This is a genomic window from Kutzneria sp. CA-103260 (assembly GCF_018263855.1).
GTDB lineage: Bacteria > Actinomycetota > Actinomycetes > Mycobacteriales > Pseudonocardiaceae > Kutzneria.
In genome coordinates this window covers 9126364-9143335 of the sequence record NZ_CP073318.1, presented here as the reverse complement: position 1 = coordinate 9143335, position 16972 = coordinate 9126364, and the positions used below count along the sequence as shown (strand labels likewise).

The following is a 16972-nucleotide window of genomic DNA, read 5'->3' as shown; positions in this document are numbered from 1 at the left end:
TCAGCGGTAGCCGGTGGGGTCGGCGGGTTTCCCGGTGCCGGCGACCTCGACCATGTACCGCCAGGCATCGGGTTGGCTGCCGTCAACGTCGGTGAAGTCGTAGACCTGGGCCAACTGCCCACTGTTGAGGGTCTGGCCGGTGAAGCGGGCGCGATCGGGGTCGGCGGCCAGGGCGGCGACGCCGCGGCCGACGTAGGTGGGGGATTCGGAGATGCAGAAGTGCGGCTCCTTGACGAGAGCGTCCCGCCAAGTGGCCTCGGTGACGCCGTAGTGGTCGAGCATGGCCTCGGAGCGCAGGTAACCGGGGGTGAGCGCGACGCAGGTGCAGTCGAAAACCTTGGCCTCGAAGGCCTCCCCTATGGCGAGCTGGTGGGCGGCGGACTTGGCCAGGTAGAAGGCGAGGGTGGTGCCCTCGCGGTATTGGGCGTTGTACTCGGCGGTGCCGTCGGTCAGCTCGACGACGAGCCCGCCAGGGTGGCGAATGACCAGCGGCAGCAGGAAATGGCTGGTGATGAGGTGGGCGTCGATGCCGAGCCGGATCATGCGGAGGCTGTCGACGAGGGAGTGCTCCCAGACCGGTTTGGCCCACTCCATCAGGGAATCGCCGCCCCAGAGGCCGTCAACGAGAATGTCGAGACGGCCCTGCTCGGCGTCGACACGGTCGGCGAGCGCCTGCACCTGGGCCGGTTCCAGGTGGTCGACCTGGACGGCGGCGCCGGAGCCGCCGGTGCCGACGACGAGGTCGACGGTGTCCTCGATGGTTTCGGCACGGTCCACTTCGGACCGTTGTGCCCGGGTGCTGCGACCGGTCACGTACACGTAGGCGCCGCGGCGGCCGAGTTCGACCGCGATCGCCCGGCTGGCGCCGCGAGTCCCGCCGGCGACCAGCGCCACCTTGCCCTTGAGATCGTCCATGTCGACCACTGTGCCGGCGAACCCTGTCAGGACATGGCAGGGTTCGCCCCAATCGCCTTGACACGGCGGTACGCGCTGGTCGGCGGGCACATCGACGACATCAACATCAACCTTGGTTGACAAAATCAGGGCGTCAACCAAGATTGACAACTACGATGGGTGCATGGCCGTCGCAGAGGGTGTGGTCGACCGTCTCGTGTATGTCGGGGCGGACGGCTACACGGTCGCGATCCTCACCACCGGCGAGCGCAGCGAGACCAAGATCGCCGGCACGGTGCTGCACGGCCTGCAGCCCGGCGAGACGGTCCGCGTGGACGGGGACTGGACCACCAGCGGCACACTGCGGGTCGGCGAATGCGAGCGCGTGCTGCCGGCGACAGTGCACGCGATCCGCCGCTACCTCGGATCCGGACTGGTCCGCGGCATCGGCCGCAAGCTGGCCGACGCCATCGTGGACACGTTCGGCGCGGACACCCTGGACGTGATCGACCGCGAGCCGAAGCGGCTGCTGGAGGTGCACCAGATCGGCCGTGACCGGATGGCGAAGATCATCGCGGCCTGGGCCGACCAGCGTGCGGTGCGCGAGGTGATGGTGTTCCTCCAGGGCGTCGGCGTGAGCCCGGCGCTGGCCGTGCGCATCCACCGCAAGCTGGGCGAGCACTCGCTCCAGGTGGTGCGCGGCGAGCCGTACCGGCTGGTCGAGGAGGTCTGGGGCATCGGCTTCGCCACCGCCGACACGATCGCCATGGCGGCCGGCATCCCGGAGCAGAGCCCGGAACGCATGCAGGCGGCGGTGCTGCACACGTTGCTCCAGGCCAGAACCATGGGCGGCCACTGCTTTCTGCCGGTGGCGGAAGTGCTCACGCACACCACGGCGATGGTGGAGCAGGACGAGGAGCTGATCCGGGCGGCACTGCATGCGTTGCGGCGTCGGCGAAAGATCGTGCAGGAGCAGATCGGCGGCCGGGACGTGGTGTTCCAGGCCCACCTGCACCAGCAGGAGACCATGTTGGCGGACAACGTGATCCGTCTGCTGCACACACCGTCGTCGTTGCCGGGCAAGCCGAAGCTCGACGACGCGGAGCTGGACGACACCCAGCGGCAGGCGCTGCGGATGGCGCTGACCAACACCGTGTCGATCCTGACCGGCGGCCCGGGCTGCGGCAAGAGCTTCACCGTGCGGCACATCGCCAAGACGGCCAAGGCGGCCGGTGCGAAGATAACCCTGGCCGCGCCGACCGGCCGGGCGGCGCGGCGGCTGTCCGAGCTGGCCGGGATGCCGGCCATGACCGTGCACCGGATGCTGGGCCGCAGCGTCGAGCCGGAGGACGACGGCGGCCTGTTCGACGTGAACGATCCGATGTCGGCCGACCTGATCGTGGTGGACGAGAGCTCGATGCTGGACGTCGGCCTGGCCGACGCGCTGGTGGACAAGATCCCGGCCGGCGCGCACCTGCTGCTGGTCGGCGACGTGGACCAACTGCCCAGCGTGGGACCGGGCTCGGTGCTGCGGGATCTCCTCGACGTGCCGGACATTCCGCGCACGCACCTGAGCCGCGTGTACCGGCAGGGCGCGGGCAGCGGCATCACGGCGAACGCGGTGAGCGTGCGGGACGGCGTGGTTCCGGTCAACAACCCGGAGTTCTGGTTCGTGCCGGCCGAGGACGCCAAGGACATCGCCGAGACGGTGGTGGACATCGCCACCCGCCGGCTGCCCGCCGCGTACGACATCGAGCCGGGGCAGATCCAGGTGCTGTGTCCGGGGCGAGCCCGGGAGGTCGGGGCGCTCCACATCGGACGGTTGCTCCAGGATGTGCTGAACCCGCACCGGGAGGGCGATCCGCAGTACTGGTCCGACGACCGGGCCTTCCGCGTCGGCGACCGGGTGATGCCGATCCGGAACAACTACGACAAGGGCAAGAACGGGGTTTTCAACGGCACCGCCGGCACCGTGACCGCACTGTCCCTTGAGGACCGGCTGCTGGAGGTCACCCTGGAGGACGGCGAGGCTGTCGAGTACGACTTCGACGAGCTGGAGGAGCTCGCGCACGGCTACGCCATCACCGTGCACCGGTCGCAGGGCAGCGAATACCCGTATGTCGTGGTGCCGCTCAGCACGAGCGCCGGGCTTTTGCTGCTGCGCCGGAACCTGCTCTACACCGCGATCACCCGCGCGAAGAAGATGGTGGTGCTGGTTGGGCAGCCCCGGGCGCTGCGGATGGCCGTCGAGCAGACCGGAGACCGCCGGAACACCGCCCTGACCTGGCGGTTCACCGGGGAGGACCTGGCGGCGGCGGTGTTGCCGCCGCTGAAGGAGGACCACGGCCAGGTGGCCGCCTTCTAACCCAGCGCTCCGCCCCGCATTTGCCACCTGCGCTTCCCACTTGGCATCAGGGCGCAAGTGGGAAGCGCATGTGGCGAATTGGCGGGTACCGTGTGCCGGAACTCGACATTCGGTTGCCTGAGAGCGGGACTCGCGGGGGTTAGAGGGTGGTCAGGCGGGTGCGGATGTCGGCGGCTTGGGTGTCCTCGTCCTCGCCGCGGGATTCGAGGATGACCAGGGCCTGGTGGTAGGCCTGGCGGGCCTCGTCGGGGCGGCCGACGGTGACGAGCAGGTGGGCGTAGGAGCTGAGGGCGGAGACCTCGGCGACGGAGTCGCCGGCCTGGCGGGCGGCGTTGGCGGCGGCGACGAAGTCGGTGAGGGCGGCGTCGTGGTCGCCGAGAGAGCGGCGCACCTCGGCGGAGCGGGTGAGCATCTGGGCGACGCCCTGGAGGCTGCCCAGCTCGGTCATGAGCTCGACGGCCTCGGTGAAGACGTCGAGTGCGGCGCGGTGATCGCAGAGGGCGTCCTGCATGTCGCCGAGGACGCCGAGCAGCAGGGCCCGGCCCTCGGAGTTGTCGGTCTCGGCGAACAGGCCCACGGCGGCCTCCGAGAAGTCCTTGGCCTGGGCGATCTCGCCGAGATCGATGGCCAGTAGGGCGGAGCCGGCCAGGGACCAGGCCAGGCCGGGGCGATCGCCGCAGCGTTCCCGGAGCTCGCGGCCCATGGCGTAGTAGTCGCCGGCCCGGTTGCGGTCGCCCATGCGCCGATAGCCCTCGGCGAGGTTGGTGGCGACCCAGCCGTGGGCGTAGTCGTCGCCGAAAGAAGCCGAGAGGGCGAGCTGGTGGCTGGCGATCCACACGCCCCAGGGCTTGGCCAGCAGCAGGTAGCTCCACAGCTCCAGGGGCAGGTGCCAGGCGGCCTCACGGTTCCCGTGCCGAAGGGCCAGCCGCAGCACGGGCAGCACGTTGGGGAGCTCGGCCCGGCACCAGGTGATGGCGTCCTGTTCGGACGTGAACGAGGCCGGTTCCACGTCGGGCAGCAGGGCGGCGACCTGAAGCGGGTTGTCCCGGTACGGCGCGAGGGCCTTGCCGGCCCGCGAGTAGCCGTGCAGGTACCAGCTGGCCAACCGGGCGGCCGCAGCAGACGCCTCCGGATCCGCCGAAGCCAGCTCGGCGGCGTAGTCGGCGACCAGGTCGTGGAACCGCCAGTGCCCGCGCCGGGGGTTGTGGATGAGGTGGGCGCCGGCGAGCCGGTCGAGGAACCGCCGGGCGGCGCCGACCCGGATCCCGGCCAGCGCGGCAGCGGCGGCGACGCTGAGATAAGGCCCCCGATGCAGGCCCAGGAGGCGGAACATGCGGGCGCTGCCGGCGTCCAGCCGCCCGTACGACCACGAGATGATGGTCCGCACCGGCATGGCGTCGGCGACGTCCAGGGCGTCCAGCCGGGAGTCGTCCAGCTCCTCGACCACGTCGGCGACCTCGGACAGGGCGACCCGCTCGGCGGCGATGCGCAGGGCCAGCGGCAGGTGCCCGCAGCGCCGGGCCAGCTCGACCAGCAGCGCGGAGTCCACCGAGCCCCGGTTGCCGATGATGGTGGTGAGCAGCCGCACCGACTCGGCCGAGTCCATCGCGGACACGGTGACACGGGCGGCCCCGGTGCGCATGGCCATCCCGGACAGCCGGTCGCGGCTGGTGACGATCACCGCGCACTCGCCGGCCCCGGGCAGCAGGTGCAGCAGCTGGTCGGAGTCGGCGGCATTGTCCAGCAGGATCAGCGTCCGGGTCGGGGCCAGGGCCGAGCGCAGCAGGCTGGCCCGCTGCTCCAGCCGGGCCGGCAGGCTCTCGCACTCCACGCCGAGCGAGGTCAGGAACTCCTCCAGCACGTCGTTGGGGTCGGCCGGGTCGCCGGAGGAGTGTCCACGCAGGTCGGCGTAGAGCTGGCCGCCGGGATAGTCGTGCGCGATGGAGTGGGCGAACCGCAGCGCCAGGGCGGTCTTGCCGGCGCCGGGCGGGCCGTCGATGGTCACCACGATCGGGCCGCCGGTGTCGGCGAACTCCCGCACCGAGGCGGCGAGCGCGGTCAGTTCGGCGTCCCGACCGACGAACCGGGCCGGCGCGGCCGGCAGCTGCGCCGGGGACCGCGGCAGGGCCCGGCGGGCGAGGTTGATCAGCTGACCTTCGGCCCCGAGCGCGCTGTCGAGTGCACGTGCATGCTGCTCGGTCGGTTTGCGGCGGCCGTTCTCCAACCGGGACAGCAGCGACTTGTCGTAGCGCACGACGTTGGCCAGGTCGGTCAACGACCAGCCCAGCGCCTCCCGACGGGTGCGCAGGGCGTGGCCGAAGCCCTCGCCGATCTGCTCCCGCGTCGTCATGTGCCCACTCTCCCGCATCCCGCGACTGCGCCCAACAGGTGCGATGTGGACGCTTTCCGCGGGAAGTTTGGCAAGATCGGTCCGTGGCAGCGAAACAGACCACCCGTGAGCTGCGTCGACGCAACCGCTCGGCGCTGCTGTCGCGACTGTATCTGCAGGGCCGGGGCAGTCGGCTCGAACTGGTGGACTCGTCCGGGCTGAGCTCGTCGACGGTGAGCAACGTGATCTCGGACCTGATCGCCGACGGCGTGGTCGAGGAGGCCGGTTCGGCCGAGTCCGACGGCGGCCGGCCGCGCACGGTGCTGCAGGTCCGCCGCGACTACGGCCACGTGATCGGCGTGGACATCGGCGAGACGCACATCGAGGTCGGCCTGTTCGACTGCGCCCTGAACACGGTGGCCACCGCGACCTACCCGATCGCCGGCAACCTGGAGCCGGCGCACGTCGCCGAGCTGATCCTGGCCGGCATCGCCGAGGTGAGCGCCAACCCGGTGTCCATCATGGGCATCGGCGTGGGTGTGCCGGGCGCGGTGGAGAGCGACGGCCTGGTGCACGCGCCGACCTTCGGCTGGAAGGGCGTGCCGCTGGCCAAGATGCTGGCCGACAGTGTGAGCGCCCCGCTCTACGTGGACAACTGCGCCCGCACGCTGGGCCAGGCCGAGATGTGGCGGGGCGCGGGGCGCGGCGCGACCCGGGCGGTGATCGCGCTGCTGGGCGTGGGTGTCGGAGCAGCGCTGGCCGTCGAGTCCGACTCCTACCAGGGCGTCTCCAGCACGACCACGGAATGGGGCCACACTGTCGTGCACGCGGGCGGTCTGCCCTGCCGGTGCGGGTCGCGCGGCTGTCTTGAGGCCTACATCGGGGCCGAGGGCATCCTGGAGCGCTACCTGGCGGTGCCGGGCAGCCTGCCGTTCATGGCGGAGGACACCGAGGCCCGGATGCGGGAGCTGGCCGACCGGGCCGAGCGACCGGGGCCGGCGGCCGACACGCTGGCCACCACCGCCGAGTACCTGGGCATCGGCATCGCGAACCTGATCAACCTGGTCACCCCGGACTGCGTGGTGCTGTCGGGCTGGGTGAGCCTGTCCATCGGGCACACCATTCTCGACGCCGTGCTGGACGCCGCCAAGCGGCATTCGCTGAGCTACCTGCACAACCGCACCCGCATCGAGCTGGGTCAGCTGGGTCCGGAGGCGGTCGCGCTGGGCGCCGCCACACTGCCGGTGATCCACTTCCTGGCCAACGGCGGGTAAGTGGGTCTCCAAGACCTACAAACCCCCTTCGGAACACGTCGCTAACGACCCCAAACCTCTGCCGGGTTTGGGGTCGTTAGCGACATTCCAGGGCGGGTTTGTGGGTCTTGGAGACACTCAAACCCCGAAACAGCCTATTGACCCCTCGTTCATCCGCGACTTACCTTAAGACATGGATAAAGTCGCGGACGGTCGGCTGTACGTGGGTGGATCCTTCTGCGCGGCGGAGTCCGGCAGAACCGCGCCGGTGTACGAGAAGGCCACCGGCGCCCAGATCGGGACCTACGCCCTGGGCACGGCCGCCGACGTCGACAAGGCCGTCGCCGCCGCCCGCGCGGCCCAGCCGGCCTGGGCAGCGCTGGCCGGCGCCGAACGGGCCGCCTACCTGCGCAAGTTCGCTGACTACCTCCAGGCCAACTACGACGACCTGGTCGAGCAGAGCATCCGTGAGACCGGCGGCGTCCGCTACAAGGCCGAGGACGAGGTCGGCACCAGCATCCGGCAGCTGGCCATCTCGGCCGTGCAGGCCACCCAGACCGCCGGCGACATCCTCCAGCCGTACAAGGCGGGCAAGCTCTCGTTGTCCCGGGCGGTGCCGCTGGGCGTGGTCGGTCTGATCACGCCGTGGAACTACCCGATGAACCTGGCCATGCGGGCGGTCGCGCCGGCGCTGGCCTTCGGCAACACCGTCGTGCTCAAGCCGGCCGAGCTGACCCCGTTCATCGGCGGCCTCGCGCTGGCCCAGGCGGCCGACGCGACCGGCTTCCCGCCCGGCGTGTTCAACGTGGTCACCGGCGACGGCCTGGACGCCGGCAAGCCCCTGGCCGAGCACCGCGGCCTGGACCTGATGGACTTCACCGGCTCCCGCGAGGTGGGCCTGGAGATCGCCGCCGCGGCCGCCGTCGACCTGCGGCCGATCCGGCTGGAACTGGGCGGCAGCAACGCTTTTGTCCTCCTCGACGACGCCGACGTGGAACTGGCCGCGTCCTGCGCGATGATCGCCTCGTACGAGTTCCAGGGCCAGACCTGCATCAGCGCCAGCCGGCACATCGTGCAGCGCGCGGTGGCCGACGCCTACCTGGAGGCCCTGGTCGCCCGGGCCTCGAAGCTGCGGGTCGGCGACCCGATGGATCCGGCCACCGACCTCGGCCCGCTGATCAGCGAGCGGCAGCGGGACCGGGTGCACCAGAAGATCGTGCAGCCGTCGATCGACATGGGCGCGAAGGTGCTGACCGGCGCGGAGTACGACGGCCTGTTCTACCGGCCGACCGTGCTCACCGACGTCACGCCGGAGATGCCGGCGTTCAGCGAGGAGATCTTCGGCCCGGTGGTGCCGGTGACCGTGGTGGACACCGAGCAGGAGGCCGTCGCCCTGACCAACGGCTACCCCATGCTGATGAACTCCGTGTTCTCCCAGGACATCGTCCGCGGCATGGACGTGGCCGAGCAGTTGCAGGCCGGCGAGGTGCACGTGAACGACGCGCATGCCCGGCACGGCGCGGAGAACCAGATGCCCGGCTTCACCAAGCGCCAGTGGATCGGCGTGCAGCGGACCCCGCTGACCGTGCCGGACTGGACGGCTCGCCGGTGAAACGGGCGCTGATCGTCCGCGGCGGCTGGGAGGGGCACAGCCCGGTGGAGGCGACGGAGATGTTCATCCCCGGGCTGTCCGACGCCGGCTTCGAGGTGGACATCGCCGAGGACCTGGACGTCTACACCGACGCCGAACGGCTGCGCGCCACCGACCTGATCGTGCAGTGCTGGTCCATGGGCACACTGACCCCGCAGCAGTGCGACGGCCTGGTCACCGCGGTCCGCGACGGCACCGGATTCGCCGGCTGGCACGGCGGAATCGTGGCGACCTTCCAGGACAGCCCGGACTACCTGCGCATGGTCGGCGGCATGTTCCTCTACCACCCGCCGGAGTTCCTGGACTACGAGGTGCGGGTCAACCGGGAGCAGGCCCACCATCCGATCGTGGCCGGGCTGCCGGACTTCACCGTGCACACCGAGCAGTACTGGATGCTCAGCGATTCGCTGAACACGGTCCTGGCCACCACCGAGTTCGGGCCGCCGGAGCAGCCCGCGACGATGCCGGTGGCATGGACAAGGAACTGGGGCGCGGGAAGGATCTTCTTCTCCGCGATCGGGCACCGCACCGAGGATCTGTGGGATCCGGCGGTGTACACGCTGACCCATCGCGGTCTGGTCTGGGCGAGCCGACAGGTAGTTCAGTGAGAGTGAGCGGAGACAGGGCTATGCGGAGTCAGTGGCGACTCGCCGGCGCGTTACTCGCCGGCGCTCTGCTTGTGACCGGCTGTGGCGGCGGCGGGGGCGACCAGCCGGCCGCCGACGGCAAGGTGAACCTGACCTTCTGGGACTGGGATCCCAACATGGACAAGGTGGTGGACATCTGGAACCAGGCCCACCCCGACATCCACGTGACGCTGTCCAATCCGGCCGGCGGCGACCAACTGGTCAGCAAGATGATCACCGCCCACCAGGCCGGCAACGGCCCGGACATCGCCAAGGTGGAGTACCAGTCGCTGCCGGCGCTGGTGTCCGGCGGTGTGGTCAGCGACATCACGCAGTACACGGGCGACACCGTCAAGGACTTCGACGACACCACGCTCAAGGCGACCCGGTTCGACGACAAGGTGTACGGCGTGCCGCAGGACGTGGCGCCGCTGATGTTGTTCTACCGCACCGACATCTTCGACCAGTACGGCCTCAAGCCGCCGACCACCTGGGACGAGTTCACGCAGACCGCGCAGCAGCTGCACGCCAAGGCCCCGCAGGTGGCGATGACCAACTTCGACGCCGCCGACCCGGGCTGGATCACCGGCCTGATGCAGCAGGGCGGCGCGGACTGGTGGTCGTCCAAGGACAACAAGACCTGGCAGGTGGCCATCAACAGCGCCGCCGCCAAGAAGGTCGCCGACTACTGGCAGGGCCTGGTCAACGCCGGCACCGTGGCCAAGAACCCGTCGTTCTCGCCGCAGTGGAACAAGCAGATGAACGAGGGCCAGCTCGCCACCTGGATCTCCGGCGCGTGGGCCCCGGCGCAGCTGGGCGGCATCGCCCCCAACACCAAGGGCAAGTGGGCGGTGGCGCCGCTGCCGGCGTGGACCGCGGGTGACAGGACCACCGGCATCTGGGGCGGCTCGGCCACCACCGTGACCACCGACTCCAAGCACGCCGCGCAGGCCGCGCAGTTCGCGTCCTGGCTGAACACCGACGACAAGGCGGTGACCGCCCAGATCCAGAACATCAACGTCTACCCGGCGGCCACCTCCGGGCGCTCGCTGCCGATCCTGTCCTCGCCGCCGGCCTTCTTCCCCAACCAGGCCAACTTCTACGACCTGGTCAAGCAGGTGGCGCCGAGCTCGCGCAGCTTCTCCATGTGGGGTCCGGACGTGACGGTGACCTTCAGCGGCTACACCGACAAGTTCGGGGCGGCGTTGCAGAACAACACCTCGTTCGCCACGGCGCTGGACGACATCCAGAACGCGACCGTGGCCGATATGAAGAAGCTCGGCTTCACGGTCGGCTGATGGCCGCGCGCAACCGGGCCAAGCTGCCCTATCTGCTCGTCGCCCCGGCAGTCGCGCTGCTCACGCTTTTTGTGGTGGCGCCCGGCGTCTACGCCCTCGTGCTCAGCTTCCAGGCGCGCAAGGTCGTGGGCGGGCTGCTGGGGGGCGGCAGCAGCAAACTGGTCTTCGTCGGGCTCGACAACTACGGCTTGGCGCTGGCCGATCCGGAGTTGTGGTCCAGCATCGTGCGGATGTTGTTGGTGGCGCTGCTGTTCATCCCGGCCACGGTCGGTCTGGCGCTGCTGTTCGCGCTGCTGCTGGACGTGCCGCGGGTCAGGTTCGCCCGCAGCACCCGGCTGGCGATCTTCCTGCCGTACGCGGTGCCGGGGGTGATCGCCTCGCTGATGTGGGGCTTCATGTACCTGCCGGCGACCAGCCCGATCGGCGGCGACCACATCGACTTCTTCGGCTCCACCACGGTGTTCTTCTCGGTGGCCAACGTGGCGGTGTGGGGCTCGGTCGGCTTCAACATGATCGTCATCTTCACGGCGCTGCGGTCGCTGCCGGCCGAGCTGTACGAGGCGGCCCGCATCGACGGCTGCTCGGAGCTGCGGATGGCGTTGCGCATCAAGGTGCCGCTGGTGCTGCCGGCCGTCGCGATGTGCACGCTGTTCACGGCGCTGGCCTCGCTGCAGCTGTTCAACGAGCCGAACACGTTGCGGCCGCTGTCCAACGCCGTCTCCTCCACGTGGGTGCCACTGATGAAGATCTACGAGGACGCGTTCGTCAACTCGGACGTGAACAAGGCGGCCGCCACCTCGGTGCTGTTCGTCATCGCCGCACTGGCCGTGTCGTTCGTGGCCTCCCGAACAGTGTCGAGGGTGAACCGATGACCGCCCGCCTGAGGATCCTCCCGACCGCGGCCCTCATCCTCGGCGCGGTCTACTGCATCGTGCCGACGCTGTGGATTCTCATCGCCGCCACCAAGTCCAAGACGGACCTGTTCTCCACGGCCACCTACCTGCCGTCGTTCGGGGCCGGCATCTGGCAGAACATCGTGGACCTGTCCACCTACCAGGGCGGCATCTTCTGGCAGTGGATGCTGAACAGCTTCGGCTACGCCCTGATCGGCGGGGTGGCCGCGTCCCTGGTGTCGGCGGCCTGCGGCTACGCGATCGCGCTGTACGAGTTCCGCGGCCGCAAGGTCGTGTTCAACGTGATCCTGGCCTGCGTGCTGCTGCCGCAGATCGTGCTGGCCATCCCGCAGTACCTGCTGCTGTCCAATGTGGGCCTGACCGACAGCTATCTCGGGGTGCTGCTGCCGCAGCTGTTCAACCCGTACGGCATCTACCTGTGCCGGATCTACGCCGCGTCCTCGGTGCCGCAGTCGCTGCTGGAGGCCGGCCGGATCGACGGGGCCTCGGAGTGGAAGCTGTTCCACTCCGTCGGCCTGCGGCTGATGGGGCCGGGGCTGATCACCGTGTTCCTGCTCCAGTTCATCGCCATCTGGAACAACTTCCTGCTGCCGTTCGTGATGGTGAACTCCGACAGCAAGTTCCCGCTCACGGTCGGCTTGTACAGCCTGCTGCGGCACGGGGCTGCCGAGGCCTCGCTGTACTCGCTGGTGATCACCGGCACGCTGCTGTCGGTGCTGCCGGTGATCGCGCTGTTCCTTTCCTTGCAACGCTACTGGCGGCTCGATCTGGTGACCGGCGCGCTCAAGTAGGTTGGCCGGGTGGAGTTCGACCAGCACCTGGCCGGGCTCGGCGAGACGGCCCTGGTCGCGCTGCTGGCGGCGCGCCCGGACGTGCTCGTCGAGCCGGCCCCGCGTGGCTTCGCCGAGTTGGCGCAGCGGCTGTCCAGTGCGTCCTCGCTGGTCGCGGTGCTCCAGACGCTGAACCGGGACCAGTTGGTGGCCGGCGAGGCGATCACCGCCGGCCGGCAGCACCAGCTGGACCGGCGGCTGTTCCCGCCGGTGTTGGCCCAGCTCACGGCACTGGGCCTGGTCTGGGGCACGGACCTGCGGCTGCCGCCGCTGCTGGCCCAGCACTGGTCGCTGGACGCCGGCCACGGCACGGTCCTGACCGGCCGCCCCGAGCTGCCGTTGGCCCGAACGGACGCAGGTGCCGTGCGCCGAGCCGCCCAAGCTGCCGCGGCAGCGCTGCTCGACGGCGTCACATCGCTGCTGGACAGGGCAACCGTCCAACCGATCACAGCGTTGAGAAAGGGTGGCATCGGTTCCAGGGAGCTGTCCCGGCTGGCCCGCGAGCTGTCGGCCGAGCCGGGGGTGGTCACGCTGTGGCTCGGGCTGGCCGGCACGGCCGGACTGCTGGGCGAGGTCGACGCGGGCTTCGCGCCCACCACGGACTACCCGCGGTGGCGAGACGGCGACCCGGCCCGGCGGTGGGCGCAACTCGCCTTGGCCTGGCATTCGCGCCCCCAGAGCGATCAACCCGAGGGCGGTCCGGTGCGGCGAGCTCTCCTGACCGCCGCGGCCGGCGGCTTCTCGGTGCGGGCCGCCGTCGCGGAGATCGACTGGTTCTGCCCGTCCCGGGACGATGAGGACATCGCCGACGTGGTGCGCGAGGCGGAGCTGCTGGGGACGATCGCCGCCGACACGGTGACCGAGCTGGGCGATCACCTCATCGGCCGGTTCGAAGACATCGACGCCGTGCTGCCCAGGGTTGCGGCCGGCGTGATCCTGCAATCCGATCTCACGGCCGTCGTGTCCGGGTTGGCGCCGCCGGCGATCGAGGCGGCGGCCGTGCGCGAAGCCGGTGCGGTGTGGCGGTTTTCCGCGGCCAGCGTGCGGTCCGCCCTGGACACCGGCTGGCGGGCCGAAGACCTGCTGCGGGAACTGGGCGACGTGCCGCAGCCGCTGGCGTACCTGATCAAGGACGTGAATCGGCGGCACGGGCACATCCGGGTCCGCGAGGTCCGCTGCTGTGTGCTGGCCGATGAGGCGACCGCGGCCGAGATCGCCCACCGGCTGCCCAGGTTCACCTTGCTCGCGCCGACGGTGCTGTCCAGTTCGGACAGTCCGGCCACGGTGTTGGCACAGCTGCGAAAGGCCGGCTACGCGCCGGTGGCCGAGGACCGTGCCGGCCAGATCGTGGTGGAACGCCCGGCGGAGCACCGCGCGGCGGCGGACCCGGCCGAGGCCCGGATCACCGCCGAAGAGCTGGCCGCCCGGCTGATCGCCGAGCCGCACGTGCCGATCAGGCGCGGCCCGACGTTCCGGCGGCTGGCCGAGCAGAACCAGACGTTGAGCCAGGTCGAACTGGGGCTGCTCGCGGACGCCCTCGACCACGAGGGGGACGTGGTGATCGGATACCGGGATCGCAAGGGCAAGCGCACGGTTCGCCGGATTCGTCCGGAACAGCTGCTGGGCGACTGGCTGGACTCGTGGTGCTACCTGCGTGCGGACGAGCGGAACTTCGCCGTGGCCAACATCGAGTCGGTCGAGGCCGCCCAGATCACTGAGGCCGGTCGGTGAACCGTGGCCGTCTGGCGGCGCTGATCAGCTGCGCCGTCCTGCTGACCGGTGTCCTGGTGCTGGCCGTCACCCGGATCTTCGGCTTCGACGACGGCACCTACCTGGCCGTGCCGATCGCGCTGCTGCCCTACGCCGCACTGCTCACCGCCGGCCTGCTGGTGACGCTGCTCGCACTGCGCGGCCGCTGGCTGACCGTGGCGGCGGCCGCGCTGCTGGTGCTCCAGCTCGCCTGGATCGTGCCCCGGTTCGTGCCCGATCGGCCACTGATTCCGGCCGACGCCGTGCACATCCGGGTCGGCACCGTCAACACCCACCGCGGCCAGGTCGACCCGCTGGCCCTGGTGTCGATGGCCAAGGACGAGCACCTGGACGTGCTGGCCGCCGAGGAGCTGGACGCGCCGGCGATCAAGGCCCTGGACGCCGCCGGCATGGCCCAGTACATGCCCTACCGGGAGCTGCACCCGGAGAACGACACCTCCATCTTCTCCCGGGTGCCGATCGTGTCCGGCGGACCCACGTCCCTGCCGACCACCTGGCCGCAGACCCAGGTCACAGTGACCGTGTCCGGCCATCAGATCCCGGTGGTCGGGGTGCACACGTACTATCCTGTCGGGGGCCCGGGGCTCTGGGCCCGGGACATGTCGGCGCTGCGGGCCGTGGCCGGCCGGGACGTGATCGTGCTCGGCGACTTCAACGCCACTGTCGATCACTCGCCGCTGCGCTCGCTGCTCGCGGCCGGGCTGGTCGACACGCACGCCGAACTGGGCCGGGGCTGGGCGCCGACCTGGCCGGCGCAGTTCCCGCTGGTGCAGATCGACCACGTGCTGCACGGTCCCGGCCTGGCCGCGGTGTCGGCGAGCGAACACCTGCTGCCGGGCACGGACCACCGGGCGGTGGTGGCCGAGCTGGCACTGCCGGGCTGAAGTGTCGGGCTGAAGTGTCGGGCTCGGGGGCTACCCTCGGGCCCGAGGACGACCGTTGAACACGATCTGGGAGAAAGACCCTGTGACCGCTGAGACTCTTTACGGGGCCGACGACCTCACGCACCTGGAGGGTCTGGAGGCGGTCCGCAAACGACCCGGCATGTACATCGGGTCGACCGACAGCCGCGGCATCAACCACCTGTTCACCGAGGTCGTCGACAACTCGACCGACGAGGGCATCGCCGGCTTCGCCACCCGCGTCGTGGTCACCCTGCACGCCGACGGCAGCGTGCAGGTCGACGACGACGGCCGCGGCATCCCGACCGGGGTGCACGCCAAGTCCGGCCTGTCCGGCGTCGAGCTGGTGCTGACCCGGCTGCACGCCGGCGGCAAGTTCGGCGGCTCCGGCTACAAGACCTCCGGCGGCCTGCACGGCGTCGGCGCGTCCGCGGTCAACGCCCTGTCGCACCGGTTCGACGTCACGGTGAAGCAGCAGGGCAAGGTGCACCAGATGTCCTTCGCGCACGGCGTGCCCGGCGTGTTCGACGCGCCCGGGCCGAAGGCCAAGTTCACCCAGCAGTCCGGCCTCCAGCTGACCGGCAAGATGAAGCGCGGCGAGTCCAGCGGCACCTCGATCCGGTACTGGTACGACGCGCGCTACTTCGAGAACGGCGCCGCGCTGGACCGCGAGGCCGTGAAGGCCAAGCTGCGCAACACCGCGTTCCTGGTGCCGGGCGTGACCTACGTGCTGCGGGACGCCACCGAGGGCTCGATCGCCGAGGAGTCGTTCCACTACCCGCACGGCCTGTCCGACATGGTGGACTTCCTGACGCCGTCGGGCGAGAAGCCGGTCTCCGGCACCCTGCTGGTCAACGGCGAGGGCACCTACTTCGAGAACGCCGCCGACGAGAACGGCGTGATGCGGTCCAAAGTGGAGCGTCGCGCCGAGGTCGAGGTGGCGCTGCGCTGGGGCACCGGCTACGAGCGCACCGTGGAGTGCTTCACCAACACCATCCGCAACATGCACGGCGGCACCCACCGCCGGGGCTTCGACCGGGCCGTGACCAAGGCCGTGCAGGACGCGATCTCCAAGACCCGCGGGCTGTTGAAGCCCAAGGAGGACATGCCCACGCTGGAGGACGTGCTGGAGGGCATGACCGCCGTCATCCACGTGCGCATCCCGGAGCCGCAGTTCACCTCGCAGACCAAGGACGAGCTGTCCACCGCCGGCATCACCAAGGTGATCCAGGGCGTGGTCGAGCGGCACGTGAAGGCGTGGAGCGAGGACCGTCGCACCAAGACCGAGGCCAAGACCGTGCTGCAGAAGGTGGTCGACGCCGCGCGGGTGCGGCTGACCCAGAAGCAGCAGAAGGACGCCGCCCGGCGCAAGACCGCGCTCGAGGGCGCGGCCATGCCGCCGAAGCTGGTCGACTGCCGCACCACCGGCGTCTCCCGCAGCGAGCTGTTCCTGGTGGAGGGCGACTCCGCGCTGGGCTCGGCCCGGATGGCCCGCGTCTCCGAGTACCAGGCGCTGCTGCCGCTGCGGGGCAAGATCCTCAACGTGCAGAAGGCCAACCTGGCCGACACCCTGCGCAACGCCGAGATCGCCTCCATCGTGCAGGTGCTCGGGGCCGGCACCGGGCGCACCTTCGACCTGGCCGCGATGCGCTACGGCCGGGTGATCCTGATGGCCGACGCCGACGTCGACGGCTCGCACATCCGGACCCTGCTGATCACCCTGTTCGCCAAGTACATGCGGCCGGTGATCGAGGACGGCCGGCTGTACGCCGCGATGCCGCCGCTGCACAAGCTCACCACCAAGGGCCGCAACTCGGAGACCATCTTCACCTTCACCCAGCGGGAGATGGAGACCAAGCTGGCCGCGCTGGAGAAGGCCGGCAAGCAGGTGGTCACCCCGGTGCCCCGGTTCAAGGGCCTCGGTGAGATGGACGCCGACGAGCTGTGGCACACCACCATGAACCCGGCCACCCGCTCGGTGCGCCGGATCACGCTCAGCGACGTCGAGGCCGCCGAGCAGACGCTGGAACTGCTGATGGGCGAGAAGGTGGAGCCCCGCCGCAACTGGCTGGTGGAGTCGGCCGCCCGCGTCGACCAGTCCGCGATCGACATCTGACCGGTCCGCTTCCTTCCGGAGTAG

General features: G+C 70.2%; 12 protein-coding genes. 10 read left to right on the top strand and 2 right to left on the bottom strand.

What is annotated here, in order from left to right:
* Positions 1–915, bottom strand: coding sequence for an SDR family oxidoreductase (locus JJ691_RS40560; protein WP_211764775.1), 915 nt, complete (start codon positions 913–915; stop codon positions 1–3).
* A gap of 163 nt (positions 916–1078) precedes the next feature.
* Between JJ691_RS40560 and recD2 the strand changes: the two genes are divergently transcribed.
* Positions 1079–3259, top strand: coding sequence for an SF1B family DNA helicase RecD2 (recD2, locus tag JJ691_RS40555; protein ID WP_211764774.1), 2181 nt, complete (start codon positions 1079–1081; stop codon positions 3257–3259).
* Between the two features lie 139 nt (positions 3260–3398).
* On the opposite strand, the gene JJ691_RS40550 is transcribed toward recD2, so the two are convergent.
* Entirely contained in the window at positions 3399–5609 is a 2211-nt protein-coding gene (locus JJ691_RS40550) for an ATP-binding protein (protein WP_211764773.1), read from the bottom strand.
* An 83-nt stretch (positions 5610–5692) separates the two neighbouring features.
* On the opposite strand from JJ691_RS40550, the gene JJ691_RS40545 reads away from it, so the two are divergent.
* The 9 genes from JJ691_RS40545 (at position 5693) to JJ691_RS40505 (ending at position 16948) form a co-directional block, all read left to right on the top strand.
* Entirely contained in the window at positions 5693–6862 is a 1170-nt protein-coding gene (locus JJ691_RS40545) for an ROK family protein (protein WP_211764772.1), read from the top strand.
* 172 nt (positions 6863–7034) lie between these two features.
* The gene (locus JJ691_RS40540) at positions 7035–8453 is read left to right on the top strand and encodes an aldehyde dehydrogenase family protein (RefSeq protein ID WP_211764771.1); all 1419 of its coding nucleotides are present in this window, start codon (positions 7035–7037) and stop codon (positions 8451–8453) included.
* Entirely contained in the window at positions 8450–9100 is a 651-nt protein-coding gene (locus JJ691_RS40535; protein WP_249227332.1) for a ThuA domain-containing protein, read from the top strand. Before JJ691_RS40540 ends, JJ691_RS40535 begins: the two co-directional genes overlap by 4 nt.
* A gap of 20 nt (positions 9101–9120) precedes the next feature.
* A complete protein-coding gene (locus tag JJ691_RS40530; protein WP_211764770.1) occupies positions 9121–10416 on the top strand; it encodes an ABC transporter substrate-binding protein in 1296 nt (431 codons plus the stop codon).
* On the top strand, positions 10416–11288 hold the full coding sequence (locus tag JJ691_RS40525; protein WP_211764769.1) for a carbohydrate ABC transporter permease: 873 nt from the start codon (positions 10416–10418) through the stop codon (positions 11286–11288). Before JJ691_RS40530 ends, JJ691_RS40525 begins: the two co-directional genes overlap by 1 nt.
* Positions 11285–12121, top strand: coding sequence for a carbohydrate ABC transporter permease (locus tag JJ691_RS40520; RefSeq protein ID WP_211764768.1), 837 nt, complete (start codon positions 11285–11287; stop codon positions 12119–12121). The genes JJ691_RS40525 and JJ691_RS40520 overlap by 4 nt, the downstream gene beginning before the upstream one ends.
* A gap of 9 nt (positions 12122–12130) precedes the next feature.
* Positions 12131–13891: a helicase-associated domain-containing protein gene (locus tag JJ691_RS40515; RefSeq protein ID WP_211764767.1), complete on the top strand. Its 1761-nt coding sequence runs from the start codon at positions 12131–12133 to the stop codon at positions 13889–13891.
* Positions 13888–14814, top strand: a complete 927-nt coding sequence (locus tag JJ691_RS40510; RefSeq protein ID WP_211764766.1) for an endonuclease/exonuclease/phosphatase family protein — start codon at positions 13888–13890, stop codon at positions 14812–14814. The genes JJ691_RS40515 and JJ691_RS40510 overlap by 4 nt, the downstream gene beginning before the upstream one ends.
* 82 nt (positions 14815–14896) lie before the next feature.
* Positions 14897–16948 carry a DNA gyrase/topoisomerase IV subunit B gene (locus JJ691_RS40505; RefSeq protein WP_211764765.1) on the top strand — a complete coding sequence of 684 codons (2052 nt, stop codon included), beginning with the start codon at positions 14897–14899 and terminating at the stop codon, positions 16946–16948.
* The last annotated feature ends 24 nt before the right edge of the window (positions 16949–16972 follow it).